The organism is Streptomyces sp. NPDC048483 (genome assembly GCF_040651455.1).
In the GTDB taxonomy this organism is placed as follows: domain Bacteria; phylum Actinomycetota; class Actinomycetes; order Streptomycetales; family Streptomycetaceae; genus Streptomyces.
On record NZ_JBEZJZ010000011.1, the window covers coordinates 54,268 to 78,166 of the forward strand.

Here is a 23,899-nt window from a genome sequence, read left to right on the forward strand (position 1 = left end):
GGCCGCCTTGGCCGAGGGAATATGGCTCAAGTCCTCGTTCTCCGAGGCTGCCGGCAACGCCTGTGTCGAGATCGCCGCAACCGACAACGCCATCGCCCTCCGGGAAAGTGACGCCCCGGCCGAGGTCATCATGACCGGCCGGGGCGCGCTGCGCGGGCTGATCCTCGGCGTGAAGGCCGGAGCGGCGGTAGGGGACGCGGCCGGCTGAGGGGCCGCATCCTCATCGTTGCCCGTCATGTCCGCCGTCAGCGGGCGGCGCGTTCGAGGAAGAGGGTGCGGAGGTGGGCCAGGCTCCGCTCGGCCAAAGGGCGCAGGGCCGGGGCCATGGCGCGGGCGTCGGCGCGCAGCATGGCCGTCGCGTCGGGGCCGAGGGCCTTCCCGGCCTCGGCGACGAAGGGCGGCTCGGCGAGCCAGTCGTCCAGCAGGGCCGGGGTGACCTCCAGGTGGAACTGCAGACCCCAGGCGGCCGGGCCGACGCGGAACGCCTGGCACTCGGTCGTGTCGGTGCGGGCCAGCACCTGGGCGCCGGGAGCCGGGATGATGCGGTCGCCGTGCCAGTGGAGCACGCCGGGGGCGTCGGCCAGCGGGCCGACGACCGGGTCGGTGCGCTCCACATCATGCAGCGGCGACCAGCCGATCTCGAGCGGCCGTCCGAGCTCGGCCCCCGGCCGGACGGCGAGACCGTGGGCACGGGCGAGGAGTTGGGCACCCAGACACACACCCAGCGTCGGGAGCTCTGCCCGCAACGCGTGGGTCAGAAGGTCCCGCTCCAGCTTCAGCGCGGGGTGGCCGGTCAGGTCGTCGGCGTTCATGGGGCCGCCCATGACGACCAGGCCCGCCAGATCGGACACCGGCGGCAGGTCGGTCGCCGTGGTACCGGGGGCATCGAGCAGATTCCGGATGACGATGTCCAGGCCGCTGCCCTCCAGCGCGTCCAGGATCATGCCGGGCTTTTCGACGTCGACATGCTGAAGGATCAGGACGGTGCGGGCGGGCATGGCGTGTCTCTTCCGTGGAGCTGAGAACGGGGGGCGTGTACACCGTAGCCCGGTGGGGCGGGTCCGCTCCGGCCAGGCGACGACTCTGCCAGAGCGGCCCGAACCACGTGCTGGGATCGCAGCATGGATGCGCCGAGGGCGTAGGCGGCCGCAGGCTGCGCGGGATGGGTAGGCTCGATGGTTGATCACTGCACCGGACCACGTATTCGATGAGATGGGGAAAGTCAGGGTGAACGGGGTGGGGGTTCCGTGGGTGCCGGCTACGGATGTGGAACAGGGCCTGTCGGAGGCTCGGGCGCGAGGGGACTGGGCGGCTTACTTTGATGTCCTGGCTGCCACTCATGTGTTTCTGGCGGATGGGCGGCGTGAAGTGGACGCGGGGTACGGGGAATCAGGAATAGGTTCGCCGTGGTGGAATCCGGCGATCGGGCAGTGGTGCCTGACCGTGGTGACGGAGGGGATGCTGCCCGTACCGAGTGCCGATGTCGTGTTCCACAGTCCGTATCTGCATCAGCTCGGGGAATGGCTGGCCGAGGAAGGCTGGTGGCTCGCGGTCAATCCGGGTACGCCGTGTGAAGGGTACTTTCCGCCGAACCCGCAGCTGTGGCGTACGCATGAGCAGCGGGTCAAGACGTCCGATCAGACCAAGCGGCTGCGAGCCGTCCGTACGGGACCGACGCATGGTCTGCTGGCTCAAGGGCTGGCCTGTGGTGCGCAGTTGTGCATCAACAACGGGTTCCCGTGGAACATGGTCAATTGGCATGGCGCGGGATACCGGGGCGAGAAGGAATCGCTGAAGACGTGGTGGGGCATCGAGAGCCGAGCGGGCTGGCTGGAGCAGCAGGAAGCATTGCTCAGCCCCGAGGTGGGGAACTCCTATTGGGAGTTTGTGCTCATGGTGCGACAAGGGGCCACGAAGGCGGCGGGGCGGCCGGTGGATGCTGTGACGTGGCGGTCTGCGACGGAGCAGATTCTGCGTGCGGAGGGGGAGAGTGAGAAGGGCATCAAGAAGGCCGGCGGGATCATTGGGAAGATCCTGCGGTACGAGGCACGGTTCCGGGCCGATGGGATATTGGCCGAGGACCAGTGCGTGTCGTCGGTGCGGGCCTGGTATCTGGGACGCGCCTCGAATATGGCGCGATGGGGGCTCGGTGCTCGGTTCTGTGACATCGGGGAGACGGAACAGAGGCTGGTGCGGACCGCGGAGCTGAGTCGGGCGGCGTACAGCTCTTGGGCGGATTTCGGGCTGGGGTTCGTACTCGGCCGGTGTCTGCATTTCGACAAGGAACGGTTCGGCAGCTGGTTCACCGACATGGTGGATGTGTATCGGATGTTGATGTCGGATCCGGGTAGCCCGTGGCTCAACATTCCCTGGTCCGGGGAGCGGGGGGAGTCGGCTGAGGTGGCGGCTGCCGGCCGCTGAGCGCGTGGTCCGGCGCCGGAGCCGCCACCGCGTGCGATCCCTTCCGTCGGGTGGTGGGGTGAGGCTTCGGCTCGGCAGGGGTAGCAGGGCCGCCGGGGAGGGCCCTGGGGCGGCCCGGTGCGCCGCAGTGGGTGCAATTCATGGGCCGCAGGAGGCGCTTCGGGCTTCGCTTGATCGATCGATGTCGGAGCCCGTCCTTGCCGCGAGGTCGTACGCGCGCATCGCCGCCGGTGCAGCCGGTGCGCATGGGGTGGCCGTACGGGTGGGGCGGCCACCCCGGTGTACGACGACCACCGCACCGAGGCAGACGGCCAGGCCCAACGCGGTTTGGGTGCCGAATGGTTCGCCGAACATCACGGCTCCCCATACCGACGTCACCGGTGCCATCAGGAACATCAGCGTGTTCACCTTGGTGACGCCCGAGCGGCGCAGGACGAGCCAGTACAGTCCGTAGCCGCCGAGGGTCGACAGGACCACGAGCCAGCCGATCGCCGCCCAGAAGGACGGTGCGGCGGGCGGCGTCGCGGCGCCCGTGAGCAGCGCGAGGGCGGTGAAGAGGGCGGCGCTGGTGGTGCAGTGGACGGTCATGGAGACGGCGGGCGGTACGCGACGGCGGCTGCGGCCTTCCAGGAAGGTGGCCGCCACCAGCGCGAACATGCCGAGGAACGGGACGAGGTAGGCCCACCAGGCCACCTCTGTCCCCGTAGGGGCCGTGGCGTCGGCCGCCGTGACGATCGCGACCCCGCTCGCGCCCAGGCCGAGGCCGTACCACTGGCGGCGTGAGACGTACTGACCCGGCAGCGGCCCGGCCAGCGCGCCGGCCACCAGCGGCTGGGTGCCGTCGATCAGGGCCGTGGTGCCGCTGGAGACGCCGAGCTGGATCGCGTAGTAGACGGTCAGCAGGTATCCGCTCTGCGACAGCGCGCCGATGAGTGCCTGCCGGGCCACGTCCCGCACAGCGAGCCCCCGCCAGGACGCGCGGGCGGCGGTGGCCGCGACGGCGATCAGTGCGACGGCCAGCGGCACGAACCGCCACATCAGGATCGTGATGGCGGACGCGCTGCCCGCGCCCAGCTTGGCCCCGATGAATCCGGAGCTCCAGCTGAGCACGAAGGCGATGGACAGGGCGCTGCTCATACCTCGCTCCCCCGAAAGTAGACAGATCTGTTTACTCGACTCGGAGCCATACTATACAGATCGGTATACTTCTTGCCATGGGTACTTCCGAGAAGCGGGACCAACCGCACCGGGTCACCATGACGCCCGCCGCACGGCGCGCGCTGGAGGCTGCCGGGCGGCTGTTCTACGAGCGCGGCATTCATGCCGTGGGGGTCGACACGATCGCCGCCGAGGCCGGGGTCACGAAGAAGACCCTCTACGACCGCTTCGGCTCCAAGGAGCAGATCGTGGTGGAGTACCTCGCGGACCGGGACGAGCGCTGGCGGGCCTTTCTCGCCCCGTATCTCGAGGCCGTCCGGCCTGATCCGGCGGCCGGGGTGCTGGCGGTCTTCGAGGCCGCGCGGGAGTGGGCGGCGAAGCGGAAGGCCAAGGGGTGCAGCATGGTCAACGCGCATGCGGAGATCAGCGATCCGGGCCATCCGGCGTACGGGATCATCACCGCTCAGAAGGCGTGGATGCTGGGTCTGTTCACGGATCTCGTCGCAGACCTGGTCCCGGACCGGGAGGCGGCCGGGCGGCTGGGCCGGTCGCTGATGCTGTTGCACGAAGGGGCGCTGGTCGCCCAGGGGATGGGCATCTTCCCGGACCCGATCGGCCAGGCCAGGGAAGATGCGCGGCAGCTGCTTGTGGAGGGTGCCGCTGCGCGTTAGCGCACCGGCTGGGCCGCGCCCGCGCCGATGTACGCGTCCAGGGCGTCGGTGATGCGCTCCGTGGCCTTCTCGGCCGGTGCCGCGACGGCCAGATAGCCGTCGGGGCGGATGAGGAAGACGGCGGGGCCGGAGCCGTACGCGTCGCGGACGTGGCCGTCCGTGTCGAGGAGGTCGGGAGTCGGGCCGCCCACGCGGTAGGTGTGGACCAACTTGCCTGCCAACTCGCCCTCCAGGGAGGAAAGTTCGACGTCACCCAGGGCGAGGACGGTGAACTGCGGTCCGCGCAGGGCCTCGAAGAGGCGGGTGGGGGTGCCGTCGGCCGTGGTGCACGGGGCGTCCGGGGCGCGGTCGCCGGCGTGGAGGGCGTCCTCGGGGACGTCCGGGCGCAGTTCCTGGGTCAGGAGGCTGTCCGGGTAGCCGATGTCGAGTTGGTGCAGGTCGCGGCCCCGGCGCAGGGTGCCGGAGCGGTGCAGGCGGGTGCTGGTGTCCAGGATGCGGGTGGCGATCGGGCGGCGTTCGGTTTCGTAGGTGTCGAGGAGGGTGTCGGGGGCGCCGTGGTGCAGGACCTGGCCGAGCTTCCAGCCGAGGTTGTAGGCGTCCTGGACGCTGGTGTTCAGGCCCTGGCCGCCGGCGGGGGAGTGGACATGGGCCGCATCGCCGGCCAGGAAGATCCGGCCGATGCGGTAGCGGTCGGCCATCCCGGCCCTGGGGCGGTAGAGCGAGGACCAGACGACCTTGCGGATCTGCTCGGGGGCGAGGTGGGTGTGGGCGGCGAGGAGGGCGCGGACGGCCTCGGGCGCGGTGTCCGGTTCCTGTGCCGGCGCCGCGACCATGCACTGGAAGAGGTCGGTGTGGGGCAGCGGGAGCATGGCGGCGAAGCCGCCGCTGGGGTGTATCCAGCGGTGCCAGTGGTCGCGGTCGAGGCCGTCCACCCGGACGTCGGCGAGCACCATGACGCCCTCCGGCAGCTCCGGGCCGCTCATGCCGACGCCGAGCCCCTTGCGTACGGTGCTGCGTCCGCCGTCCGCGGCGACCAGATAGCGCGCCTCGATGGTGCGCGTGCTGCCGTCGCCGAGGGTGAGATGGGCCCGTACGGCGTCCAGGTCCTGGTCGAATGAGGTGAGTTCGGCGCCGAAGAGGACGCTGCCGCCCAGCTCCCGCAGGCGTTCGTGGAGCAGTTCCAGATTGCGCCACTGAGGGATCCGCAGGCCGTTGGAGTACGGCGTGGACGGGGTCGGGTCGACGCGCTCGATCATCTGCCCGGTGGACACGATCCGGCCGTCCTCCCACACGGCGTAGTCCGGGAACAGCCCGCCGGCCGCCTGGACGGCCTCCAGTACGCCGAGGTCCTCGTAGACCTCCTGGGTGCGCGGCTGAAGACCGTTGCCGCGGGCGCCGGGGGAGAGGTGGTCCTGGCGCTCGACGATCAGGGCGCGGACGCCGCGGCGGGCGAGGTCGATGCCGAGGGCGAGGCCGGTCGGGCCCGCGCCGGCGATCAGTACGTCGACGGCCGTGTCCGGGGTGCTCGTAACATCGGCACGGGCGCCGTCCTTAACGTTGTTAAGTTCCATGCTTTCGAGGATGTGCTTAACGGTGTTAAGTTGTCAACATGGTTTCGCGCATCGACCGGAAACAGGTGGTGGACACCGCCCTCCGCCTGCTGAACGAGGTGGGGCTCGAAGGGCTCACCCTGCGCCGCATCGCGAAGGAGCTGAACGTCCAGGCGCCCGCCCTGTACTGGCACTTCAAGAACAAGCAGGAGCTGCTGGACGAGATGGCCACCGAGATGTTCCGGCGGATGAGCGGCCCCCTGATGGCGGACGGGGCGGCTGCGGTCGGCATGACCTGGCAGGACATGCTCGTCACCAGCTGCTCGACGCTGCGCCGCCACCTGCTCGGCTATCGCGACGGCGCCAGGGTCATCAGCGGTACGCGGATGACCGACGACAGCTACGTCGCGCCGCTCAATGGGTTCCTGAGCCGGTTCATCGACGCCGGATTCACGCTGCGCGACGCGGCGCGGTCCTTTTGGACGGCGTACAACTTCACCATCGGGCTGGTGATCGAGGAGCAGTCGGTGCATCCCGATCCGCAGGAGCCCGCGAAGCGCGACCCGGCCTACGACCTCGCGGGGCGCGAGGAGCGGATGGCGGCGGACCATCCGCTGGCGGCCCTGGCCGGACGGGAGATGTTCGGCGACATCGAGGCATCCTTCGCGCACGGGCTGCGCCTCATCGTCGCCGGGATCGAGGCCACGTCCGGCCGGGGCGCGGGGGGCTGAGCGGCGACGGCCCCCGGATCACCGCCCCGGATCACCGCCGCCGGGGATCGATCGCCCGCTTCAGCACGGGCGTGAGCGGCCGCTCCACGCACCGGTGCAGCAGCCACGCCAGCCCCAGCATCAGCGCCACCGTCAGCGGCAGCGTCGCGTACGACGGCAGGCCGAGGTCGCGGTGCAGGGCGCGGACGACGACCCAGCCCAGGTGCTCGTGCACCAGGTAGAAGGGGTACGTCAGCGCGCCCGCCACCGTCAGCCAGCGCCAGTTCGCCCAGTGCAGCTTGCCCAGCGCGACAGCGGCGACCAGGGCGAAGCCGAGGGTGACGACGGCGATGATGACGGCCGTGGAGCGGTAGGAGAAGGCGGTGGCGGAGGGGGCGTGCCAGAGGCCGGCGACCGCGTAGTGCTGGCCGATCAGCCAGCTGACCAGGACTATCGCCCAGGCGATGGGGTCGCGGGCGCCGTAGCGGTGCAGCAGGTACAGGCCCACGCCGCCGATGAAGAAGGGGGCGTACTCCGGCATCAGGACGGTGTTGAGCAGCGGCTGGTTCGCGGCCTGGGCCATCGCCGCCGCCAGGGTCCAGCCCGCGCAGAAGAGGACGACCCGGCCGCGGGTGGCGCCCGGGAGGACGACGCAGAGCGCGAAGAGGGCGTAGAAGCGCATCTCGGCCCAGAGGGTCCAGCAGACACCGAGTACCCGGTCCACCCCGAGCGGCTGCTGAAGCATCGTCAGGTTCGTCAGCACCTCGCTGGGGGCGAGCGCCTTGTAGGCGACCCAGGGGAGGGCGAAGACGGCGGTGACGAGGAGGATCGCGGCCCAGTACGCCGGGTAGAGGCGGGAGATGCGGCTGGCGATGAAGGCCCGTAGGGTGCGGCCCCAGCCGCTGAGGCAGATGACGAAGCCGCTGATGACGAAGAAGATCTGGACGCCCAGGCAGCCGTAGGCGAAGTAGGGCGCCAGGGTGGGGAACTGGTGGGCGGCCGAACCGCCCCAGGACCCGGATATCTCGCCGCCGCGGCCACCGTAGTGGTACGCCGCGACCATCAGCGCGGCCAGCAGCCGCAGCCCGTCCAGTGCGCGCAGCCGGGAGGAGCCCATCTCCCGGCCGCGCCGCCGTATGGAGGGGATGACGGGTGCCGGCGCCAAGGGTGGGGCGCCGGGCGTCAGTTGCGGGGTCGTGGTCATCCGAACGCGGTCCGCTTCTTCAGCCGCCGCTGTACGGCCCGCGCCCGGCGGGCGACCTTGCGTACGGTGGCATTGCGCGGGATGAACGCCAGCTGGGACGGGATCGCGCCGGGCAGCGCCAGCGCGGTCAGCCGGCGGCGCTTGAAATAGGGCCAGGTGCGCTGGTCGAGGTGGGCCGCGAGATAGCGCTCGGCGGCCGGGCGCAGCGTCGGGTAGATCTGGTGCTGCATGGCGTAGCCGACGGCGGTGACCAGGTCGCCGATGTCCCCGGAGAGCTTCCGCGAGGCGGCGTCCTTGAGGTCGGGCACCAGCGCGTCCACGATCGTGACCGGGATGCGGTTGCTGTTCTGGTACGGGGAGAGCCGCTCCAGCAGCAGGCCGGTGCCCGTACGCGCGGTCGGCAGGTCGTAGAAGGTCGATGCCGTCAGCAGGGCGGTGGAGAAGCAGCCCACTACCAGGGCGGGCCGCATCCGCTGGTAGAGGACCTCGGCGAGAACCGGGCTGTCCAGCACGGTCAGCTCGATGTCCAGCGTCTCGGCCTCCCGCTCCAGCAGCCGCGACCAGCGGGCCGGGGCGGACGGATGCGGTTTGAAGACGATCTCCCGGTGGCCGCGCTCGACGGCGCCGCGCACCATCCGCAGATGGAGGTCCTCTTCTTCCTCGGGGGTGAGGATGCCGAGCGCGGAGAGGTACTGGCCCAGGAGGAGGACACCGCCCTCCGGCACGTCCAACTCGCCGCTGTTGTCGCCGAGTTCGGTCAGCACCTTGGTGAAGGCGTCGGTCGGTACGGTCTCCGCCGCGACCCCGAACTCGGTGAGGAGGAGCGGCGTCAGGCCGGGCACCAGGTCCAGGTGCAGCAGCCGGCCGATCCGGGTGCCGATCAGCGGGTCGAGCTTGTTGCGGGTGGGGCCGTAGCTCATCAGGCCGTCGGCGTAGACGTCGATGGGCGCGCCCGGGAACACCTGGGCCAGCGCGAGCGCCGGGTTGACCTGGATGGACTCGACGACCAGCTCGATCTCCGAGTCGCCCAGGCCCCACAGCAGCCGCAGATACCGCTCCCACAGCGGGGCGTCGTCCGCGCGCGGGGACCAGCCGCCGGGGTGGAACGGGCTGATCGTCTCGTTCCAGGACAGCACGCGGTCGAAGCGGCCGCGCAGCCGGTCGAAGCCGGGCATGGTGTCCAGGGCCGCGGTGGTCTCCGGGGTGGTGGCGTTGTTGCTGACCAGCAGCAGCCGGCGGTCGGCCGGCCCGAAGCGGTCGGCGTCCAGGGCGGCCGCGAGGGTCGCCGCGCCGTAGAGCGTGGACGCCATGAAGATCTGGGTACGGGGCCGGTTCGGCATCAGGCGGCGACCTCCGCCGGAACAGGGCGACGGCGCAGCCGCCGCAGCCGGGACGCACGCTGCACATCCATCGAATCCAGGGCTTCCTTCAGTACGTCCTGCGGCATGCGCTTCATGGCCGCGGCACTCATCGAACGCAATTTACGGGCGACCTGCGGCTCGAATCGTTCGATCGAGCCGAGGTGGTGGGAAATGATCGCGCAATAGGTGCGCACCGCTTTGGGGAGCAGTACATCCGCATCGCGATCTTGCGCGGTTTCTTCGATCACCTGGTCGAAGGCGCGAATGAAATCCAATTGCCGGACGTCGCCGATCTGGGTCAGCGAGGACGCCACCCCGCGCCGGTAGAAGACGCCGAGCAGGCCGACCACCGCCATGGATTTCGCCTCGCGGTGCAGCCGCCAGATCCACGGTCGGTCCTCCGCGGTGCGCAGTCCGTGCCGGAAATGCAGCACCCCGTCGTCCAGCAGCCTGCGGTGATAGATGCCGGCCCAGGCGTAGGCGTAGTCGACGGAGGTGGAGCGGTCGGCGGGCAGGATCAGCTCGCGCGGGTCCATCACCACGCCGCGCCGGCCGTGCGGGACGCGGTGGACGGTGCGGGCGCGGTTGGTGCACTGGACGTGGTCCGTGCGGACGAAGTCGCACCCCAACTCTTCTATGGCGGAAAGGAGTTCGCCGAAGTAGCCGGGTGCCAGCCAGTCGTCGCCGTCCAGGAAGGTGACGTACTCGCCGCGGGCCTCGTCCAGGCCGGTGTTACGGGCGGTGGCCAGACCGCCGTTCTGTTCGTGCCGCAGCAGTCTGGCGCCCGGGAGCTCGCGCTCGGCCCGCGCAAGGATCTCCGGGGTCTCGTCGCGTGAACAGTCGTCGACGAGCAGGAATTCGAAGTCCTCGCGGGCATTGGCCGCCAGGCTTTTCAGGGTGTCGGGCGCGTATGTCTGCACGTTGTAGAACGGCACGATGACGGAGAGCTTAACCACCCGGGTGACGTTAGGTGCGGAGCCGGCATTCGTCTTTAAGCGGTGCGGACCTCAAGGTGAACGAAGAATGGCGGGATGGTTAACCAGGCCGACAATCGAGCCGGTTCGCCATTCGTCGACCCGCTGTTAACCCTTTGTTGCGGCCCAGTTGGCCCGCCAAACGGAATGCCTTCCTAGCGTCATCGACGTGCCATCACGTACCACTTCTACGCCGCGAGTCGCCGTGCTCGCCGACTCGGATACCCGGTGGAAATGGGGCGCTTTGACAGCGTACCGAATCCAACCGGACATCCGGCTCGACGGCTATCTGCTCCGCGGCCGCGCCACTCCCACGGTCCGCCAGCTCGACGAGGTCGGCGCCCGTGCGGACTCGCTGCGCGAAATCAGGGCGATTGACTTCGTACGCACGATCGACCGTAGTGGTTACGACGTCGTGGTGCTCGCATGTGTCGGCGGCGCGGTGCAGGCAATGCTGCACGGCCTCGGCTGCGCCTGGCGGGCGGCCGAGCGGCGCCCCGTCGTCATCACCGGCTACGTCGGCGTGGTCTACGAGAAGCTCGCCGACGGGCTGCTGCTGCGGCACGGCGCGGATGTCGTCCTCGCCAACTCCCGGCACGACGCGGACCGGTTCCGCGAGGTCTACCGGGGCGTCGGCGCCGACGACGGCAGCGTGGTCGAATGCGCCCTGCCCTTCCTCGGCGGCGAGCCCTACGCGGACGACCGCGCGGCCGGCAAGGGCGACCCGTCCGCGCAGCAAGGGCGTGAGCCCTACACCGTGGTGTTCGCCGCCCAGCCCTCCGTGCCGGAGAGCCGCGCCGACCGGACGTACCTGCTGCGCCGGGCAGTTGAGCACGCCCGCAGGCACCCGGACCGCGAGGTGCTGATCAAGCTCCGCAGCAAGCCGGGCGAGCACACCACGCACATCGAGGAACTCCCGTACCAGAAGCTCGCCGCCAAGGCGCCCGGCGGACTGCCCGCCAACTGCCGTCTGGTGTACGGGAACATGGGCGAGGTCCTGGACCGCACCGACCTGATGGTCACCGTCAGCTCGACCGCCGCCCTGGAGTCGCTGCACCGCGGCATCCCCACCGCCGTCCTCACCGACCTCGGCATCCGCGAGGCCCTCGGCAACCACTCCTTCCTCGGCTCCGGCTGCCTCGCCTCCTGGGACGAGCTGGACGAAGGCCACCGCCCGGAGCCCGACGCGGAGTGGCTGGCACGGCAGGGAGTAGCGGCCGACGGCCCCTACGAGAAGGCCTTCGACGCCGCCCGCGCCCGGGTCACCGAGCTGCGCGAGGCCGACCGGCTGCCGCCCGTCAGCCCCTACTACACACCCCGCACCGCCCCCGGCTACCTCCCCGGCATCCTCGCCCGGCACGGCCTGGACCCGCACGGCGAGCCGATCGCCGGATACGCGGACGCCCCCGAGGAGACCGGCGGACTGCGCCGGGTCGCCCGCGACACCGTCCGCGAGGCCGCCCGCGGTGCCTACCGCCACGGCGTCCAGCGCGTCGCCCCCGCCATCCGCCGCTGGGGGCAGCTGTGACCGCCCACCCGTCGCCCACCCCCACCAAGGAGTCCGCAATGCCACCCACAGTTGTGGTCGTCATCCCTGCCCGTGGCGGATCCAAGGGCGTACCCGCCAAGAACCTCGCCGCCGTCGGGGGCGTCCCCCTGGTGGCCCGCGCGATCGGCGAATGCCGGGCCGCCCGGCTGGTGACCGATGTCGTGGTCTCCACCGATGACGCCGGGATCGCGGCCGCCGCGCGCAGCGCCGGAGCGGTCGTCGTACGCCGCCCCGGCGATATCGCGGGCGACACCGCCACCAGCGAGGCCGCGGTGCTGCACGCCATGGACGCGTACGAGGCGGAGCACGGCTCTCGTATCGATGCGGTGCTCCTGGTCCAGTGCACCAGCCCGTTCATCGCCCGGGAGGACATCGACGGCGTCGCCGCGGCGGTCGTCGAGGGCGGCGCCGACAGCGCACTGACGGTCGCCCCCTTCCACGGCTTCGTCTGGCGCGATGCGGAGGCGACGGTCACGGGCACCGCCTCGGCCGCCGACGGCGGTCACGGCATCAACCACGACAAGTCCTTCCGGCCGCGCCGCCAGGACCGCCCCCAGGACCTGCTGGAGACCGGCGCCGCCTACGCCATGGACGCGGCCGGCTTCCGCACCAGCGGCCACCGCTTCTTCGGCCGCACGGAACTCGTCCGCACCGACCCCGCCCGGGTCCTGGAGATCGACGACCCGCACGACCTCGCCCGCGCCCGCGCGCTCGCGCCACTGCTCGACTCCCCGCGCCCCGGCGCGCTGCCGACCAGCGACGACATCGACGCGGTCGTCCTCGACTTCGACGGCACCCAGACCGACGACCGGGTGCTGATCGACGCCGACGGACGCGAGATCGTCGCCGTACACCGCGGTGACGGCCTCGGCATCGCCGCGCTGCGCAAGGCCGAGCTGAAGCTGCTGATCCTGTCCACCGAGCAGAACCCGGTCGTCGCCGCGCGGGCCCGCAAGCTCCAGGTGCCCGTGCTGCACGGCATCGACCGCAAGGACCTCGCCCTCAAGCAGTGGTGCGAGGAGGCGGGCATAGACCCCGAGCGGGTCCTCTACGTCGGCAACGACGTCAACGACCTTCCGTGCTTCGACCTCGTCGGCTGGCCGGTGGCCGTCGCCGGGGCACACGACGTGGTGCGCGGCGCGGCCCGCGCGGTCACCGCGACCCCCGGAGGCAGCGGCGCGATCCGCGAGATCGCCGGCTGGCTCCTGGGCCCCTCCCTGTAACCCCGTTACAGCACCTGATCCCCACCCCGTTCCACCCCTTTACCCACACAAAGGAACCCTCCCCATGAGCAGCAACTCCCGCATCCGCAACCTCGGCAACCGCGAGGCCGGCCCCGGCCGCCCCGTCTACGTCACCGGCGAGATCGGCATCAACCACAACGGCGACCTGGAGAACGCGTTCGCGCTGATCGACGCCGCCGCCGACGCCGGCTGTGACGCCGTCAAGTTCCAGAAGCGGACCCCGGAGATCTGCACCCCGCGCGACCAGTGGGACATCGAGCGCGACACCCCCTGGGGCCGGATGACCTACATCGACTACCGCCACCGTGTGGAGTTCGACGAGGACGGCTACCGCGCCATCGACGAGTACTGCAAGAAGCGCGGCATCGCCTGGTTCGCCTCCCCGTGGGACGTCGAGTCCGTCGCCTTCCTCGAGAAGTTCGACGTGCCCTGCTACAAGGTCGCCTCCGCCTCGCTCACCGACGACGAGCTGCTGCGCGCCATGCGCGCCACCGGCCGTACCGTCATCCTCTCCACCGGCATGTCGACCCCGAAGCAGATCCGCCACGCGGTCGAGGTCCTGGGCAGCGACAACATCCTGCTCTGCCACGCCACCAGCACCTACCCGGCCAAGGCCGAGGAGCTCAACCTGCGCATGATCAACACCCTGCAGGACGAGTACCCCAACGTCCCGATCGGCTACAGCGGCCACGAGACCGGCCTGCAGACCACCCTCGCCGCGGTCGCCCTCGGCGCCACCTTCATCGAGCGCCACATCACCCTCGACCGCGCCATGTGGGGCTCCGACCAGGCCGCCTCCGTCGAGCCCGGCGGCCTGACCCGCCTGGTCCGCGACATTCGCACCATCGAGGAGTCCCTCGGCGACGGCGTCAAGAAGGTCTACGAGTCCGAGCTCGGCCCGATGAAGAAGCTGCGCCGCGTCGCCGGCGTGGTCGCCGAGACCGAGGCCGCCGACCGCGAGCCGGCCACCGTCTGACCGCCTGGCAGACAGGAGTTCCCCTCGTGAGCTCACCCGAAGGGACCCGCGCCGCGCCCGCCACGCCCGGCGCCGAGGTCCCGCCCCAGGAGACGACGGGTACTCCCGCCCGTCGTCTCCTGGGGGTGCCCCGGCAGTGCAAGCGGACCGAACCCCCCGGTGACAACATGAGGACGACCCCCACGGACACCGGCACCCTCGCCTTCGTCGAAAGCCCGGTGCAGCTGCTCAACGTCCTGGAATGGGCGCACACCGCGCAGGCCACCGCCCTCACCGTCGTCGTGCTCTCCCCGCACGACCCGATGAGCCGCGGCCAGCTGCGCCGGATGGCCGAACTCGCCCGCGACGAGGGCCACTCGGTCCGCTGGGAAGAGGCCCGCGGCGGCCCGACCGCCCCGATGCGCACCATCGGCGGCCTCACCCCGCTGCTGCGCCGCGCCCGCCGCGTCGTCCTGGGCGACCCCTTCTCCCGGTACGTGCAACTCCTCCTCACCCTCACCAAGGCGCGCGACCTCGTCGTGGTCGACGACGGCACCGCCACCATGGAGTTCATCGGCCAACTGGCCCGCGGGGAACGGCTGGTGCGCTGGCACCGCCACGGCACCGGACGCGGCGCCCGCGACCTGATCTTCGCGCCCTTCTCGGCCACCGCGCGCCGCCGCCTCACCCCGGCACCCGACGGCGGCCGACGCCGCCGCACCATCGGCCTCTTCAGCTCCATGCCCGTAGAGGTGCCCCCCGGCGTCCATGTCACCGCCAACGACTTCGCCTGGACCCGCGCCCGCTTCGGCCCGCCCCGCCTCACCCGTGGCACCGACATCGTCGGCACCTCACTGGTCGAAACCGGAGTGGTCGACGCCGACCGCTACCTGGAGGCCGTACGGGTTCTCGCCCGCACCCACGGCGCCACCCGCTACTTCGCCCACCGCCGCGAAAGCACCGACAAGCTCCGCCGCCTCACGGGCGAAACCGGCCTGGAGGTCGTACGCCCCGACCTTCCGCTCGAACTGATCGCCCGCCGTGGCCCCATCGGCCGGCTGATCCTCAGCTTCCCGTCCACGGTGGTCCACACCCTGCCGCTCGCGCTCCAGGGAACTGAGGTCCGCGTCGCCGTCTGCGACATCGACCCGTCCTGGCTGACGGCCGGCGCCTCACCGCGCGCCCAGGGGTTCCTCGACGGGGTGACCGGGACGGCCCGCGATGTGCAGCGCCTCCAGTTCGCCCGGAAACTGGCCACGGGATGAGGACCCGGACGGGGTCAGGACGGGGCAGGGACGGGACCAGGACGGGTCCAGGTCCGGCCATCGGGCGAAACAAAATTGCATACCCCTCCCGCAATCCGTCCATGCACCAACCGGGCTGATTTTCTTCCCCTAACGGGCTGAACTTTTGTTGATCGAGGGACAGTTGCCCCATGGGGGCCCGTAACCTTCAACGGGTGAACCAACTGATGTCCCCCGATGCCGCCGCCCCCATCCTGCTCCCCGGTACGGTCCCCGAGGCGCTCCTCGCCGAACTCATCGCCTTCCGCCGTGACATGCACCGGCACCCCGAACTCGGCAACCAGGAGCTGCGCACCACCGCGGCGATCAAGGACCGCCTGGAGCGGGCGGGCCTGCGCCCCCGCGTCCTGGCCACCGGCACCGGCATGATCTGCGACATCGGTACGGAGGCCGGCGGCGAGGTCCCCCTCCTTGCCCTCCGCGCCGACATCGACGCCCTCCCCATCCCGGACACCAAGACCGCCCCCTACGCGTCCGTGGTCCCCGGCCGCGCCCACGCCTGCGGCCACGACGTCCACACCACCGTCGTCCTCGGCGCCGGCCTGGTCCTGGCCGAGCTGGCCCGCGAGGGACGGCTGCCCCGCCCCGTACGGCTCCTCTTCCAGCCCGCGGAAGAAATCCTCCCGGGCGGCGCCACCGACGCCATCGAGGACGGCGTCCTGGAGAACGTCGGCCGCATCCTCGCCGTGCACTGCGACCCGCGCGTCGACGCCGGCCGGATCGGACTCCGTACGGGAGCGATCACCTCCGCCTGCGACCGCCTGGAGGTCGAGCTCGACGGCCCCGGCGGCCACACCGCCCGCCCCCACCTGACCACCGACATGGTCACCGCCGCCGCCCGGGTCGCCGTCGACGTACCGGCCCTGATCGCCCGCCGCGTGGACGCCCGCGCAGGCCTCGCCATCACCTGGGGCCGCCTCGCATCCGGCCACGCCTGCAATGTCATCCCCCAGCACGCCGAACTCGCCGGCACGGTCCGCTGCCTCGACCTCGACGCCTGGCACCAGGCCCCCGACCTGGTCCACGCCGCCATCGACGAGACCGCCACCCTGCACGGCGCCAAGTCCCAGATCAACTACGTCCGCGGCGTCCCGCCCGTGGTGAACGAGGCGGCGAGCGCCCAGCTCCTGCAGGACGCGATGACCGCCCGCCGCGGCCTCCACAGCGTCGAGGACACCGAGCAGTCCCTCGGCGGCGAGGACTTCTCCTGGTACCTCGAACACGTCCCCGGCGCCATGGCCCGCCTCGGCGTCCGCGCCCCCGACACCTGGCACCAGTACGACCTGCACCGCGGCGACTTCGACGTGGACGAGGAGGCGATCCGGGTGGGGGTTGAGCTCTTCACGGCCGCGGCCCTGCTGTCGGTGGATCCGTCCTTCTCGTGAACGGGGGAACGGGCTCGTACCAGGAGAACGGGCGGGCGCGTCACCCTCGGATCGGACGTCGTTGCGCTGCGCGACGGCGGGCCGAGGCCGGGAGGAGCCACGCGGAGGACATCCTCCCGGGCGGCGCCAGCGCCGTCATCGAGTCCGGCGCGCTGGACGGCGTCGGGCGCGTCCCCGGGCCATGGCCCGCCGCGGCGATGCCCGCCCGGCGATGCCCGCCCGTAACCTTTCGTAACCCTTGGGAGCCCTGACGATCAGCTTCCGTTTGAGACGATCCGATAACGGCTGCGAAGCACCCCTTTATCTGGCATCTACGCGCGTTACGATGCCGCGGAATCAGCGCCAAAGGAGGCGCTACGAGTCGAAGGGACCCCTCGTGCGCCGGGTATCCAAGATCGTTTCCGCGGGCATCGCCACCGCGGCCCTCACCTGTTCACTGACCGCCTGTGGTGCGTCGTCCACCGAGTCCGGAGGCAAGAACAAGGGCGTCGGACTCGCCTTTGACGTCGGCGGCCGGGACGACCACTCCTTCAACGAAGCCGCGGCCCGTGGCGTGGACAAGGCCGGGAAGGACCTCGGCGTCAAGTCCAAGATGATGACCGCCAAGAACGGCGAGACCGAGGCGGACCGCGAGCAGCGGCTGTCGTCGCTGGCCGAGGCGGGCTTCAACCCCGTCGTCGGCGTCGGCTTCAACTACGGCAAGTCCGTCAACAAGGTCGCCAAGGACTACCCGGACACCACCTTCGGTGTGGTCGACTCGCCGTCCGAGGCCAAGAACGTCTACGGCATGGTCTTCGCCGAGAACGAGGCCTCCTACCTCGCCGGTGTCGCCGCCGCACTGAAGAGCAAGACCCACAAGGTCGGCTTCATCGGTGGCGTGAACAACGCGCTGATCCAGAAGTTCCAGGCGGGCTTCGAGCAGGGCGTCAAGGACACCGACCCCAAGGCGAAGATCACCTCCGAGTACCTCTACGCCAACGACGACAAGGGCTTCAACGACCCGGCCGCCGCCAAGGGCAAGGCCAAGGGCATGCTCGACGCCGGCATCGACGTCATCTACACCGCGGCCGGCCAGTCCGGCAACGGCTCGATCGAGACGGTCGCCGGCAAGAAGGGCACCTGGGCGATCGGCGTCGACTCCGACCAGTACCTGCAGCCGGGTCTGGCCAAGTACAAGAGCTCGATCCTCACCTCGGTGATGAAGAACGTCGATGTGGCGGTCTACGACCTCGTCAAGAGCGTCAAGGACAAGAAGCCGCTGACCGGCAACAAGAGCTACACGCTCAAGGACGACGGCGTGCGCCTGTCCACCTCGGGCGGTTTCATCGACGACATCCAGGCCAAGATCGACGCGGCGAAGAAGAAGATCGCGTCGGGCCAGGTGAAGGTCAGCGAGACCCCCGCCAAGTAGCAGGGCTCACACGGGCCCGGCGCGGCGGCCACCGAGCCGCCGTACCGGGCCCGTTCGCCGGATCGACCCGGCATCCTTATCGGCTTTTTTCGGCGCCGACACTACGCGCGTAGCGCGGGAGTTGGCGCGATATCGTCACCACCCCGCTCCTTCGTACCACTCCCTGTCCCTCTGAGGAGAGTGCGCCATCAAAGCGTCCAGCAGCCCCCAGGCAGACAGCGCCCCCGCCGCAACACCTGCGGTGGAACTCCGCGGGATCACCAAGCGGTTCCCGGGCGTCGTCGCCAACCACGACATCGACATCACCATCCACCGCGGCACCGTGCATGCGCTCGTCGGTGAGAACGGCGCGGGCAAGTCCACGCTGATGAAGATCCTCTACGGCATGCAGAAGCCGGACGAGGGCACCATCGGCATCGACGGCGACCAGGTCAGCTTCCACAGCCCGGCCGACGCCATCGCCCGCGGCATCGGCATGGTGCACCAGCACTTCATGCTCGCCGACAACCTCACCGTCCTGGAGAACGTCGTTCTCGGCGGCGAGAAACTGCACGGCATCAGCGGCAAGGCCCGCGCCGAGATCCTCAAGATCTCCGACCGCTACGGCCTCGGCGTCCGCCCCGACGTGCTCGTCGAGGACCTCGGCGTCGCCGACCGCCAGCGTGTGGAGATCCTCAAGGTTCTCTACCGCGGCGCCCGCACCCTCATCCTCGACGAGCCGACCGCCGTCCTCGTCCCGCAGGAGGTCGATGCGCTCTTCGACAATCTGCGCGAGCTCAAGGCCGAGGGCCTGACCGTCATCTTCATCTCCCACAAGCTGGGTGAGGTGCTCTCGGTCGCCGACGACATCACCGTCATCCGGCGCGGCACCACCGTCGGCTCCGTCGTCCCCGGCGAGACCACGCCCAAGCAGCTCGCCGAGCTGATGGTCGGCAGCGAGCTGCCCTCGCCGCAGACCCGCGAGTCCACCGTCACGGACGTGGAGATGCTGAAGGTCGAGGGGCTGCGGCTGACCTCCACCGATGCCGAGGGCGTGGCGCGGACCGTCCTGGACGATGTGTCGCTGACCATCCGCAAGGGCGAAGTACTGGGCATCGCGGGTGTGGAGGGCAACGGCCAGGCCGAACTGGTCGAGGCCATCATGGGCATGCGCGACCCCGACAGCGGCACCATCGGGCTGGACGGCATCGACATCAGCCATGCCACGACCCGCACCCGGCGCGAGGACGGCATCGGCTACATCCCCGAGGACCGCCACCGGCACGGTCTGCTGCTGGAGGCCCCGCTGTGGGAGAACCGCATCCTGGGCCATGTCACCGAAAAGCCCAACGCCAAGGGCCGGCTGCTGGACCTGAAGGCCGCCCGCGCCGACACCGTGCGGATCGTCGCCGAGTACGACGTCCGTACCCCCGGCATCGAGGTCACCGCGGCCTCGCTCTCCGGCGGCAACCAGCAGAAGCTGATCGTCGGCCGCGAGATGAGCCACCACCCCAAGCTGCTGATCGCCGCGCACCCCACCCGGGGTGTGGACGTCGGTGCCCAGGCGCAGATCTGGGACCAGATCCGCGAGGCGCGCCGTGAAGGGCTGGCCGTGCTGCTGATCTCGGCCGACCTGGACGAGCTGATCGGGCTGTCCGACACCCTGCGGGTCATGTACCGCGGCCGCCTGGTCGCGGACGCGGACCCCGCCACCATCACCCCGGAGGAGTTGGGCTCAGCCATGACCGGCGCCGCTACCGGCCACCTGGAGCACCCTTCCACCGAGGAGGGTGAGTCCGAGTGAAGAAGTTCGCCAGGTTCGACAAGAACAAGCTGATCCTCGGGATCGCCGCCCCTGTCCTCGCCATCGTGGCGGCCCTGCTGATCACCTCAGTGATCATCCTGGCCACCGGCAAGGACCCGCTCCACGCCTACACCGTGATGGCCGACTTCGGCTCCAAGAGCGACAGCCAGGTCTGGATCATCAACAAGGCGGTCCCGTACTACCTGTCCGCGCTGGCCGTCGCCATCGGCTTCCGGATGAACCTCTTCAACATCGGCGTCGACGGCCAGTACCGCATCGCGGCGTTCTTCGCCGCGGTGGTCGGCGGCGCGCTGACGCTCCCCGGCTATCTGCAGATCCCGCTGATCATCCTCGTCGCGATGCTGGTCGGCTCGGTCTGGGCGGGTATCGCGGGTCTGCTGAAGACCACCCGCGGCGTCAGTGAAGTGATCACCACGATCATGCTGAACGCCATTGCCGCCGCGGTCATCGGCTACTTCCTCCAGGAAGGCCGGCTGGCGACGAGGGAGGGCAACCTCTTCCACACGCCCAACCTGCCGGCTTCCAGCCACTTCTTCACCATCCCCACTCAGCCCAAGCCCCTCGACGGCTTTCTCGTCATCGCCGTCATCGTCGGCTTCGCGTACTGGTTCCTCCTCAACCGCACTCGCTTCGGCTTCGACCTGCGGACCGTCGGCCAGTCCGAGCCGGCGGCCGAGGCCAGCGGCGTCCACGTCAAGCGCATGATCGTCACCTCCATGCTGCTGTCGGGCGCCGCGGCGGGCCTGATCGGCATGCCGACGCTGCTCGGTGTCTCGTACAACTACGGCACCGACTTCCCCGTCGGCATCGGCTTCACCGGCATCGCCATCGCGCTCCTCGGACGCAACCACCCGGTCGGCATGGCAGTCGGCGCGCTGCTGTGGGGCTTCCTCGAACGCACCGGCACCCAGCTCGAATTCGAGGACTACGAGCAGGAGATCGTCGGAGTGATGCAGGGCGTCATCGTGCTCTGCGTCGTCATCGCTTACGAAGTCGTGCGCCGCTACGGCCTCAGACTCCAGCAGCGGCAGGTCGGCGAGCAGCTCGCCGCACAGGCCCGTAAGACCGACAAGGCGGAGGTGTCCTCGTGAGCACGAACCTCACGGCCCCGGTCGCAGAGAGCACCGGCCACCAGCACAAGCCCAAGCGCTCCCGGATGAAGCTGACCTACCCCAAGGTCCTGCTGCTCCTTTCGGGCGCCCTCATCCTGCTGTCCCTGCTGCGGGTCGTCACGGGCGCCGACAACCTGACCGGCTCCGGCCAGTACACCGAGGCGCTCAACGCCGCCGTGCCGATCGGCCTGGCCGGTCTCGGCGGCCTGTGGGCCGAGCGCTCCGGCGTCATCAACATCGGCCTCGAAGGCATGATGATGCTCGGTGCCTTCTCCGCCGGCGCGGTCGGCTGGCAGCACGGGCCCTGGGCCGCGGCCCTGGCCGGCGTCCTCGGCGGCGCGCTCGGCGGACTGCTGCACGCCCTCGCCACGGTCACCTTCGGCGTCGACCACATCGTCTCCGGCGTCGCCATCAACATCATGGCGCTCGGCCTGACCCAGTTCCTCGCCAAGCTGTGGTTCGGCGCGGACGGCAGCGCGGCCGCGGCCGCCGGCGGCAACGACAAGCAGTCGCCACCGATGTCCGACATGCCGACGTTCACCGTTCCCGGCCTGTCCGACTGGCTCTACTCCATCGAGCAGCACCACTGGTTCCTGATCTCCGACGCGGCCGGCATCTGCGGCTCCCTGGTCACCAACGTCTCCTGGCTGACGCTGCTGACGGCCGGCGTCTTCGTGCTCACCTTCTTCGTCCTGTGGCGCACCTCCTTCGGGCTGCGGCTGCGCTCCTGCGGCGAGGGCCCGATCGCGGCCGAATCGCTCGGCGTCAACGTCTACCGCTACAAGTACGCGGCGGTGGTCGCCTCTGGTGCGCTGGCCGGACTCGGCGGCGCGTTCCTCGCGATCTACGTGCACATCTACCAGGACGGCCAGACCGGCGGCCGCGGCTACATCGGCCTCGCCACCATGATCTTCGGCAACTGGCGGCCGGGCGGCGTCGCCATGGGCGCCGGCCTGTTCGGCTTCATGGACGCGCTCCAGCAGCGCGGCGGCGGCCCCACCGTCCACGCGCTGCTGCTCCTGCTCGCCGTACTGCTGGTCGGCCTCGCCGCCTGGAAGCTGCGCACCGGCTTCCGCACCCAGGCCGTGATCAGCCTGGTCTGCGCCGTGCTGCTCGCCGTCTGGTACGCCACCAGCGACACCGTCGCGCTGGAGATCGTCAGCGTCGCCCCGTACATCACCACGCTGCTGGTGCTCGCGCTGGCCGCCCAGCGACTGCGGCCCCCGAAGGCCATCGGCAAGATCTACCGAAGGGGCCAGGGCAAGTGAGCCAAGCTCCCGACTGGGAGTCGCTGCGGGGGCAGGCCCGGGACGCCATGTCCCGGGCCTACGCCCCTTATTCCGGCTATCCCGTAGGCGCCGCCGCCCTGGTGGACGACGGCCGTACGGTCACCGGCTGCAACGTCGAGAACGCCTCGTACGGCCTCGCGCTCTGCGCCGAATGCGGGCTGGTCTCCGCCCTGTTTGCGGGCGGCGGGGGCCGCTTGACCGCCTTCACCTGCGTCGACGGCGAGGGTGCGCTCCTCGTCCCGTGCGGCCGCTGCCGCCAGCTCCTGTATGAGCACGGCGGCCCGGACCTCCTGGTCGATACGGCCGCCGGCATCCGGCCGCTGTCCGACCTTCTGCCCGATCCCTTCGGGCCCGGCCACCTGGCCCCCTGACGCACGAGGTGTGGCCGGATCCCGTCCGATCTGGCCACACCTCGTGTCTATGCGTGTAGAACGAGAGCCACCCGTTCGAAAGGAACCGTCCATGGACGTCATCTCCGTCATCCGCACCAAGCGCGACCGCGGTGAGCTGACCCCCGATCAGATCGACTGGGTCATCGACGCCTACACCCGCGGCGAGGTCGCCCACGAACAGATGTCGTCCCTGGCCATGGCCATCTTCCTCAACGGCATGACCCGTACGGAGATCGCCCGCTGGACCGCCGCCATGATCGCCTCCGGCGAGCGCATGGACTTCTCCTCCCTGAACCGCCCCACCGCCGACAAGCACTCCACCGGCGGCGTGGGCGACAAGATCACCCTCCCGCTGGCCCCCCTCGTCGCCGCCTGCGGCGCGGCCGTCCCCCAGCTCTCCGGCCGCGGCCTCGGCCACACCGGCGGCACCCTCGACAAGCTGGAGGCCATCCCCGGCTGGCGCGCCCATCTCTCCAACGCCGAGATGCTGAACGTCCTGCGCTCCGCCGGCTCCGTCATCTGCGCCGCCGGCGACGGCCTCGCCCCCGCCGACAAAAAGCTCTACGCCCTCCGCGACGTCACCGGCACCGTCGAATCCATCCCCCTCATCGCCTCCTCCATCATGTCCAAGAAGATCGCCGAGGGCACCGGCTCCCTCGTCCTGGACGTCAAGGTCGGCTCCGGCGCCTTTATGAAGCATCTCGACGACGCCCGCGAACTGGCCGCCACCATGGTCGAGTTGGGCACCGACCACGGCGTACGGACGACCGCCCTGCTCACCGACATGGCCACCCCCCTCGGCCGCACGGCCGGCAACGCCCTCGAAGTCCGCGAATCCGTCGAGGTCCTGGCCGGCGGCGGCCCCGCCGACGTGGTCGAACTGACCCTGGCCCTCGCCCGCGAAATGCTCGACGCGGCGGGCCTGAAGGACGCCGACCCCGCCAAGGCCCTGGCCGACGGCTCCGCCATGGACCACTGGCGCCGCATGATCACCGCCCAGGGCGGCGACCCCGACGCCTCCCTCCCCGTGGCCCGCGAGACCCACGTCGTGCCGGCCCCCGCCTCCGGCGTACTCACCACCCTCGACGCCTACGCCGTAGGCCTCGCAGCCTGGCGCCTCGGCGCCGGCCGCGCCCGCAAGGAGGACCCGGTCCAGGCGGGCGCCGGCGTGGAGATGCACGCCAAGCCGGGGGATGTGGTGCGGGAGGGCGAGCCGCTGCTCACGCTGCACACGGATACGCCGGAGAAGTTCTCGTATGCGCTGGAGGCGCTGGACGGCGGGGTGCTCGTCGGGCCGGCGGACGCGGACTTCAACGCCTCGCCGGTGGTGCTGGAACGCATCGGCTGAGGCGGCCGGTGGCGCCCGGGCCTTATGCGGCAGGGCGCCACCCACCCCCGCCAGCAG

Annotated in this window: 21 protein-coding genes; 15 read left to right on the plus strand and 6 right to left on the minus strand. The window is 70.5% G+C overall.

Going from position 1 to position 23,899, the window contains the following annotated elements; all coding sequences use genetic code 11:
- Positions 1 to 7 precede the first annotated feature (7 nt).
- Entirely contained in the window at positions 8 to 208 is a 201-nt protein-coding gene (locus tag AB0D04_RS08525) for a DUF397 domain-containing protein (protein WP_362700741.1), read from the plus strand.
- Between the two features lie 37 nt (positions 209 to 245).
- On the opposite strand, the gene AB0D04_RS08530 is transcribed toward AB0D04_RS08525, so the two are convergent.
- Positions 246 to 998, minus strand: coding sequence for a type 1 glutamine amidotransferase (locus AB0D04_RS08530; protein ID WP_362700743.1), 753 nt, complete (start codon positions 996 to 998; stop codon positions 246 to 248).
- Positions 999 to 1,179: 181 nt separating this feature from the next.
- Between AB0D04_RS08530 and AB0D04_RS08535 the strand changes: the two genes are divergently transcribed.
- Positions 1,180 to 2,421, plus strand: coding sequence for a DUF1266 domain-containing protein (locus AB0D04_RS08535; protein WP_362700745.1), 1,242 nt, complete (start codon positions 1,180 to 1,182; stop codon positions 2,419 to 2,421).
- Positions 2,422 to 2,559: 138 nt separating this feature from the next.
- Here the strand turns inward: AB0D04_RS08535 and AB0D04_RS08540 are convergent, their stop codons facing one another.
- Positions 2,560 to 3,558 carry a DMT family transporter gene (locus AB0D04_RS08540; RefSeq protein WP_362700747.1) on the minus strand — a complete coding sequence of 333 codons (999 nt, stop codon included), beginning with the start codon at positions 3,556 to 3,558 and terminating at the stop codon, positions 2,560 to 2,562.
- Between the two features lie 77 nt (positions 3,559 to 3,635).
- Here AB0D04_RS08540 and AB0D04_RS08545 point away from each other — a divergent pair, with 77 nt between their 5' ends.
- The gene (locus AB0D04_RS08545; protein WP_362700749.1) at positions 3,636 to 4,250 is read left to right on the plus strand and encodes a helix-turn-helix domain-containing protein; all 615 of its coding nucleotides are present in this window, start codon (positions 3,636 to 3,638) and stop codon (positions 4,248 to 4,250) included.
- On the opposite strand, the gene AB0D04_RS08550 is transcribed toward AB0D04_RS08545, so the two are convergent.
- Entirely contained in the window at positions 4,247 to 5,821 is a 1,575-nt protein-coding gene (locus AB0D04_RS08550) for an FAD-dependent monooxygenase (protein ID WP_362700751.1), read from the minus strand. The genes AB0D04_RS08545 and AB0D04_RS08550 overlap by 4 nt on opposite strands.
- 38 nt (positions 5,822 to 5,859) lie before the next feature.
- Here AB0D04_RS08550 and AB0D04_RS08555 point away from each other — a divergent pair, with 38 nt between their 5' ends.
- Positions 5,860 to 6,531: a TetR/AcrR family transcriptional regulator C-terminal domain-containing protein gene (locus AB0D04_RS08555; RefSeq protein WP_362700753.1), complete on the plus strand. Its 672-nt coding sequence runs from the start codon at positions 5,860 to 5,862 to the stop codon at positions 6,529 to 6,531.
- A 31-nt stretch (positions 6,532 to 6,562) separates the two neighbouring features.
- On the opposite strand, the gene AB0D04_RS08560 is transcribed toward AB0D04_RS08555, so the two are convergent.
- The 3 genes from AB0D04_RS08560 to AB0D04_RS08570 are packed head-to-tail and all read right to left on the minus strand — an operon-like array spanning position 6,563 to position 10,031.
- Positions 6,563 to 7,714 carry an acyltransferase gene (locus AB0D04_RS08560; RefSeq protein ID WP_362700755.1) on the minus strand — a complete coding sequence of 384 codons (1,152 nt, stop codon included), beginning with the start codon at positions 7,712 to 7,714 and terminating at the stop codon, positions 6,563 to 6,565.
- The gene (locus AB0D04_RS08565; protein ID WP_362700757.1) at positions 7,711 to 9,054 is read right to left on the minus strand and encodes a polysialyltransferase family glycosyltransferase; all 1,344 of its coding nucleotides are present in this window, start codon (positions 9,052 to 9,054) and stop codon (positions 7,711 to 7,713) included. The genes AB0D04_RS08560 and AB0D04_RS08565 overlap by 4 nt, the downstream gene beginning before the upstream one ends.
- Positions 9,054 to 10,031 carry a glycosyltransferase family 2 protein gene (locus AB0D04_RS08570; RefSeq protein WP_362700759.1) on the minus strand — a complete coding sequence of 326 codons (978 nt, stop codon included), beginning with the start codon at positions 10,029 to 10,031 and terminating at the stop codon, positions 9,054 to 9,056. The genes AB0D04_RS08565 and AB0D04_RS08570 overlap by 1 nt, the downstream gene beginning before the upstream one ends.
- 223 nt (positions 10,032 to 10,254) lie before the next feature.
- Between AB0D04_RS08570 and AB0D04_RS08575 the strand changes: the two genes are divergently transcribed.
- The 11 genes from AB0D04_RS08575 (at position 10,255) to AB0D04_RS08625 (ending at position 23,842) form a co-directional block, all read left to right on the plus strand.
- Positions 10,255 to 11,577, plus strand: a complete 1,323-nt coding sequence (locus AB0D04_RS08575) for a DUF6716 putative glycosyltransferase (RefSeq protein ID WP_362700867.1) — start codon at positions 10,255 to 10,257, stop codon at positions 11,575 to 11,577.
- Positions 11,578 to 11,615: 38 nt separating this feature from the next.
- Positions 11,616 to 12,821 (plus strand): acylneuraminate cytidylyltransferase, encoded by a 1,206-nt coding sequence (locus AB0D04_RS08580; protein ID WP_362700761.1) that lies wholly within the window; start codon positions 11,616 to 11,618, stop codon positions 12,819 to 12,821.
- A 64-nt stretch (positions 12,822 to 12,885) separates the two neighbouring features.
- Complete coding sequence (locus AB0D04_RS08585) at positions 12,886 to 13,818, plus strand: N-acetylneuraminate synthase family protein (protein ID WP_362700763.1); 933 nt, start codon at positions 12,886 to 12,888, stop codon at positions 13,816 to 13,818.
- A gap of 167 nt (positions 13,819 to 13,985) precedes the next feature.
- Entirely contained in the window at positions 13,986 to 15,062 is a 1,077-nt protein-coding gene (locus tag AB0D04_RS08590) for a hypothetical protein (RefSeq protein WP_362700869.1), read from the plus strand.
- A 206-nt stretch (positions 15,063 to 15,268) separates the two neighbouring features.
- Positions 15,269 to 16,486 (plus strand): amidohydrolase, encoded by a 1,218-nt coding sequence (locus AB0D04_RS08595; protein WP_362700871.1) that lies wholly within the window; start codon positions 15,269 to 15,271, stop codon positions 16,484 to 16,486.
- A 376-nt stretch (positions 16,487 to 16,862) separates the two neighbouring features.
- Entirely contained in the window at positions 16,863 to 17,897 is a 1,035-nt protein-coding gene (locus tag AB0D04_RS08600; protein WP_362700765.1) for a BMP family ABC transporter substrate-binding protein, read from the plus strand.
- A gap of 187 nt (positions 17,898 to 18,084) precedes the next feature.
- Positions 18,085 to 19,680: an ABC transporter ATP-binding protein gene (locus tag AB0D04_RS08605; RefSeq protein ID WP_362700874.1), complete on the plus strand. Its 1,596-nt coding sequence runs from the start codon at positions 18,085 to 18,087 to the stop codon at positions 19,678 to 19,680.
- Positions 19,677 to 20,792 carry an ABC transporter permease gene (locus AB0D04_RS08610; protein WP_362700767.1) on the plus strand — a complete coding sequence of 372 codons (1,116 nt, stop codon included), beginning with the start codon at positions 19,677 to 19,679 and terminating at the stop codon, positions 20,790 to 20,792. Before AB0D04_RS08605 ends, AB0D04_RS08610 begins: the two co-directional genes overlap by 4 nt.
- A gap of 65 nt (positions 20,793 to 20,857) precedes the next feature.
- Positions 20,858 to 22,081: an ABC transporter permease gene (locus AB0D04_RS08615; protein WP_362700876.1), complete on the plus strand. Its 1,224-nt coding sequence runs from the start codon at positions 20,858 to 20,860 to the stop codon at positions 22,079 to 22,081.
- Entirely contained in the window at positions 22,078 to 22,473 is a 396-nt protein-coding gene (locus AB0D04_RS08620) for a cytidine deaminase (RefSeq protein ID WP_362700769.1), read from the plus strand. Before AB0D04_RS08615 ends, AB0D04_RS08620 begins: the two co-directional genes overlap by 4 nt.
- Positions 22,474 to 22,564: 91 nt before the next feature.
- Complete coding sequence (locus tag AB0D04_RS08625) at positions 22,565 to 23,842, plus strand: thymidine phosphorylase (RefSeq protein WP_362700771.1); 1,278 nt, start codon at positions 22,565 to 22,567, stop codon at positions 23,840 to 23,842.
- The last annotated feature ends 57 nt before the right edge of the window (positions 23,843 to 23,899 follow it).

Bases quoted from the DNA above. Each gene is read 5' to 3' on its own strand.
- AB0D04_RS08530 (WP_362700743.1), bottom strand. From the start codon at position 998: ATGCCCGCCCGCACCGTCCTGATCCTTCAGCATGTCGACGTCGAAAAG.
- AB0D04_RS08540 (WP_362700747.1), bottom strand. From the start codon at position 3,558: ATGAGCAGCGCCCTGTCCATCGCCTTCGTGCTCAGCTGGAGCTCCGGA.
- AB0D04_RS08545 (WP_362700749.1), top strand. From the start codon at position 3,636: ATGGGTACTTCCGAGAAGCGGGACCAACCGCACCGGGTCACCATGACG.
- AB0D04_RS08550 (WP_362700751.1), bottom strand. From the start codon at position 5,821: ATGGAACTTAACAACGTTAAGGACGGCGCCCGTGCCGATGTTACGAGC.
- AB0D04_RS08555 (WP_362700753.1), top strand. From the start codon at position 5,860: ATGGTTTCGCGCATCGACCGGAAACAGGTGGTGGACACCGCCCTCCGC.
- AB0D04_RS08560 (WP_362700755.1), bottom strand. From the start codon at position 7,714: ATGACCACGACCCCGCAACTGACGCCCGGCGCCCCACCCTTGGCGCCG.
- AB0D04_RS08565 (WP_362700757.1), bottom strand. From the start codon at position 9,054: ATGCCGAACCGGCCCCGTACCCAGATCTTCATGGCGTCCACGCTCTAC.
- AB0D04_RS08580 (WP_362700761.1), top strand. From the start codon at position 11,616: ATGCCACCCACAGTTGTGGTCGTCATCCCTGCCCGTGGCGGATCCAAG.
- AB0D04_RS08585 (WP_362700763.1), top strand. From the start codon at position 12,886: ATGAGCAGCAACTCCCGCATCCGCAACCTCGGCAACCGCGAGGCCGGC.
- AB0D04_RS08590 (WP_362700869.1), top strand. From the start codon at position 13,986: ATGAGGACGACCCCCACGGACACCGGCACCCTCGCCTTCGTCGAAAGC.
- AB0D04_RS08595 (WP_362700871.1), top strand. From the start codon at position 15,269: ATGTCCCCCGATGCCGCCGCCCCCATCCTGCTCCCCGGTACGGTCCCC.
- AB0D04_RS08615 (WP_362700876.1), top strand. From the start codon at position 20,858: ATGAAGCTGACCTACCCCAAGGTCCTGCTGCTCCTTTCGGGCGCCCTC.
- AB0D04_RS08625 (WP_362700771.1), top strand. From the start codon at position 22,565: ATGGACGTCATCTCCGTCATCCGCACCAAGCGCGACCGCGGTGAGCTG.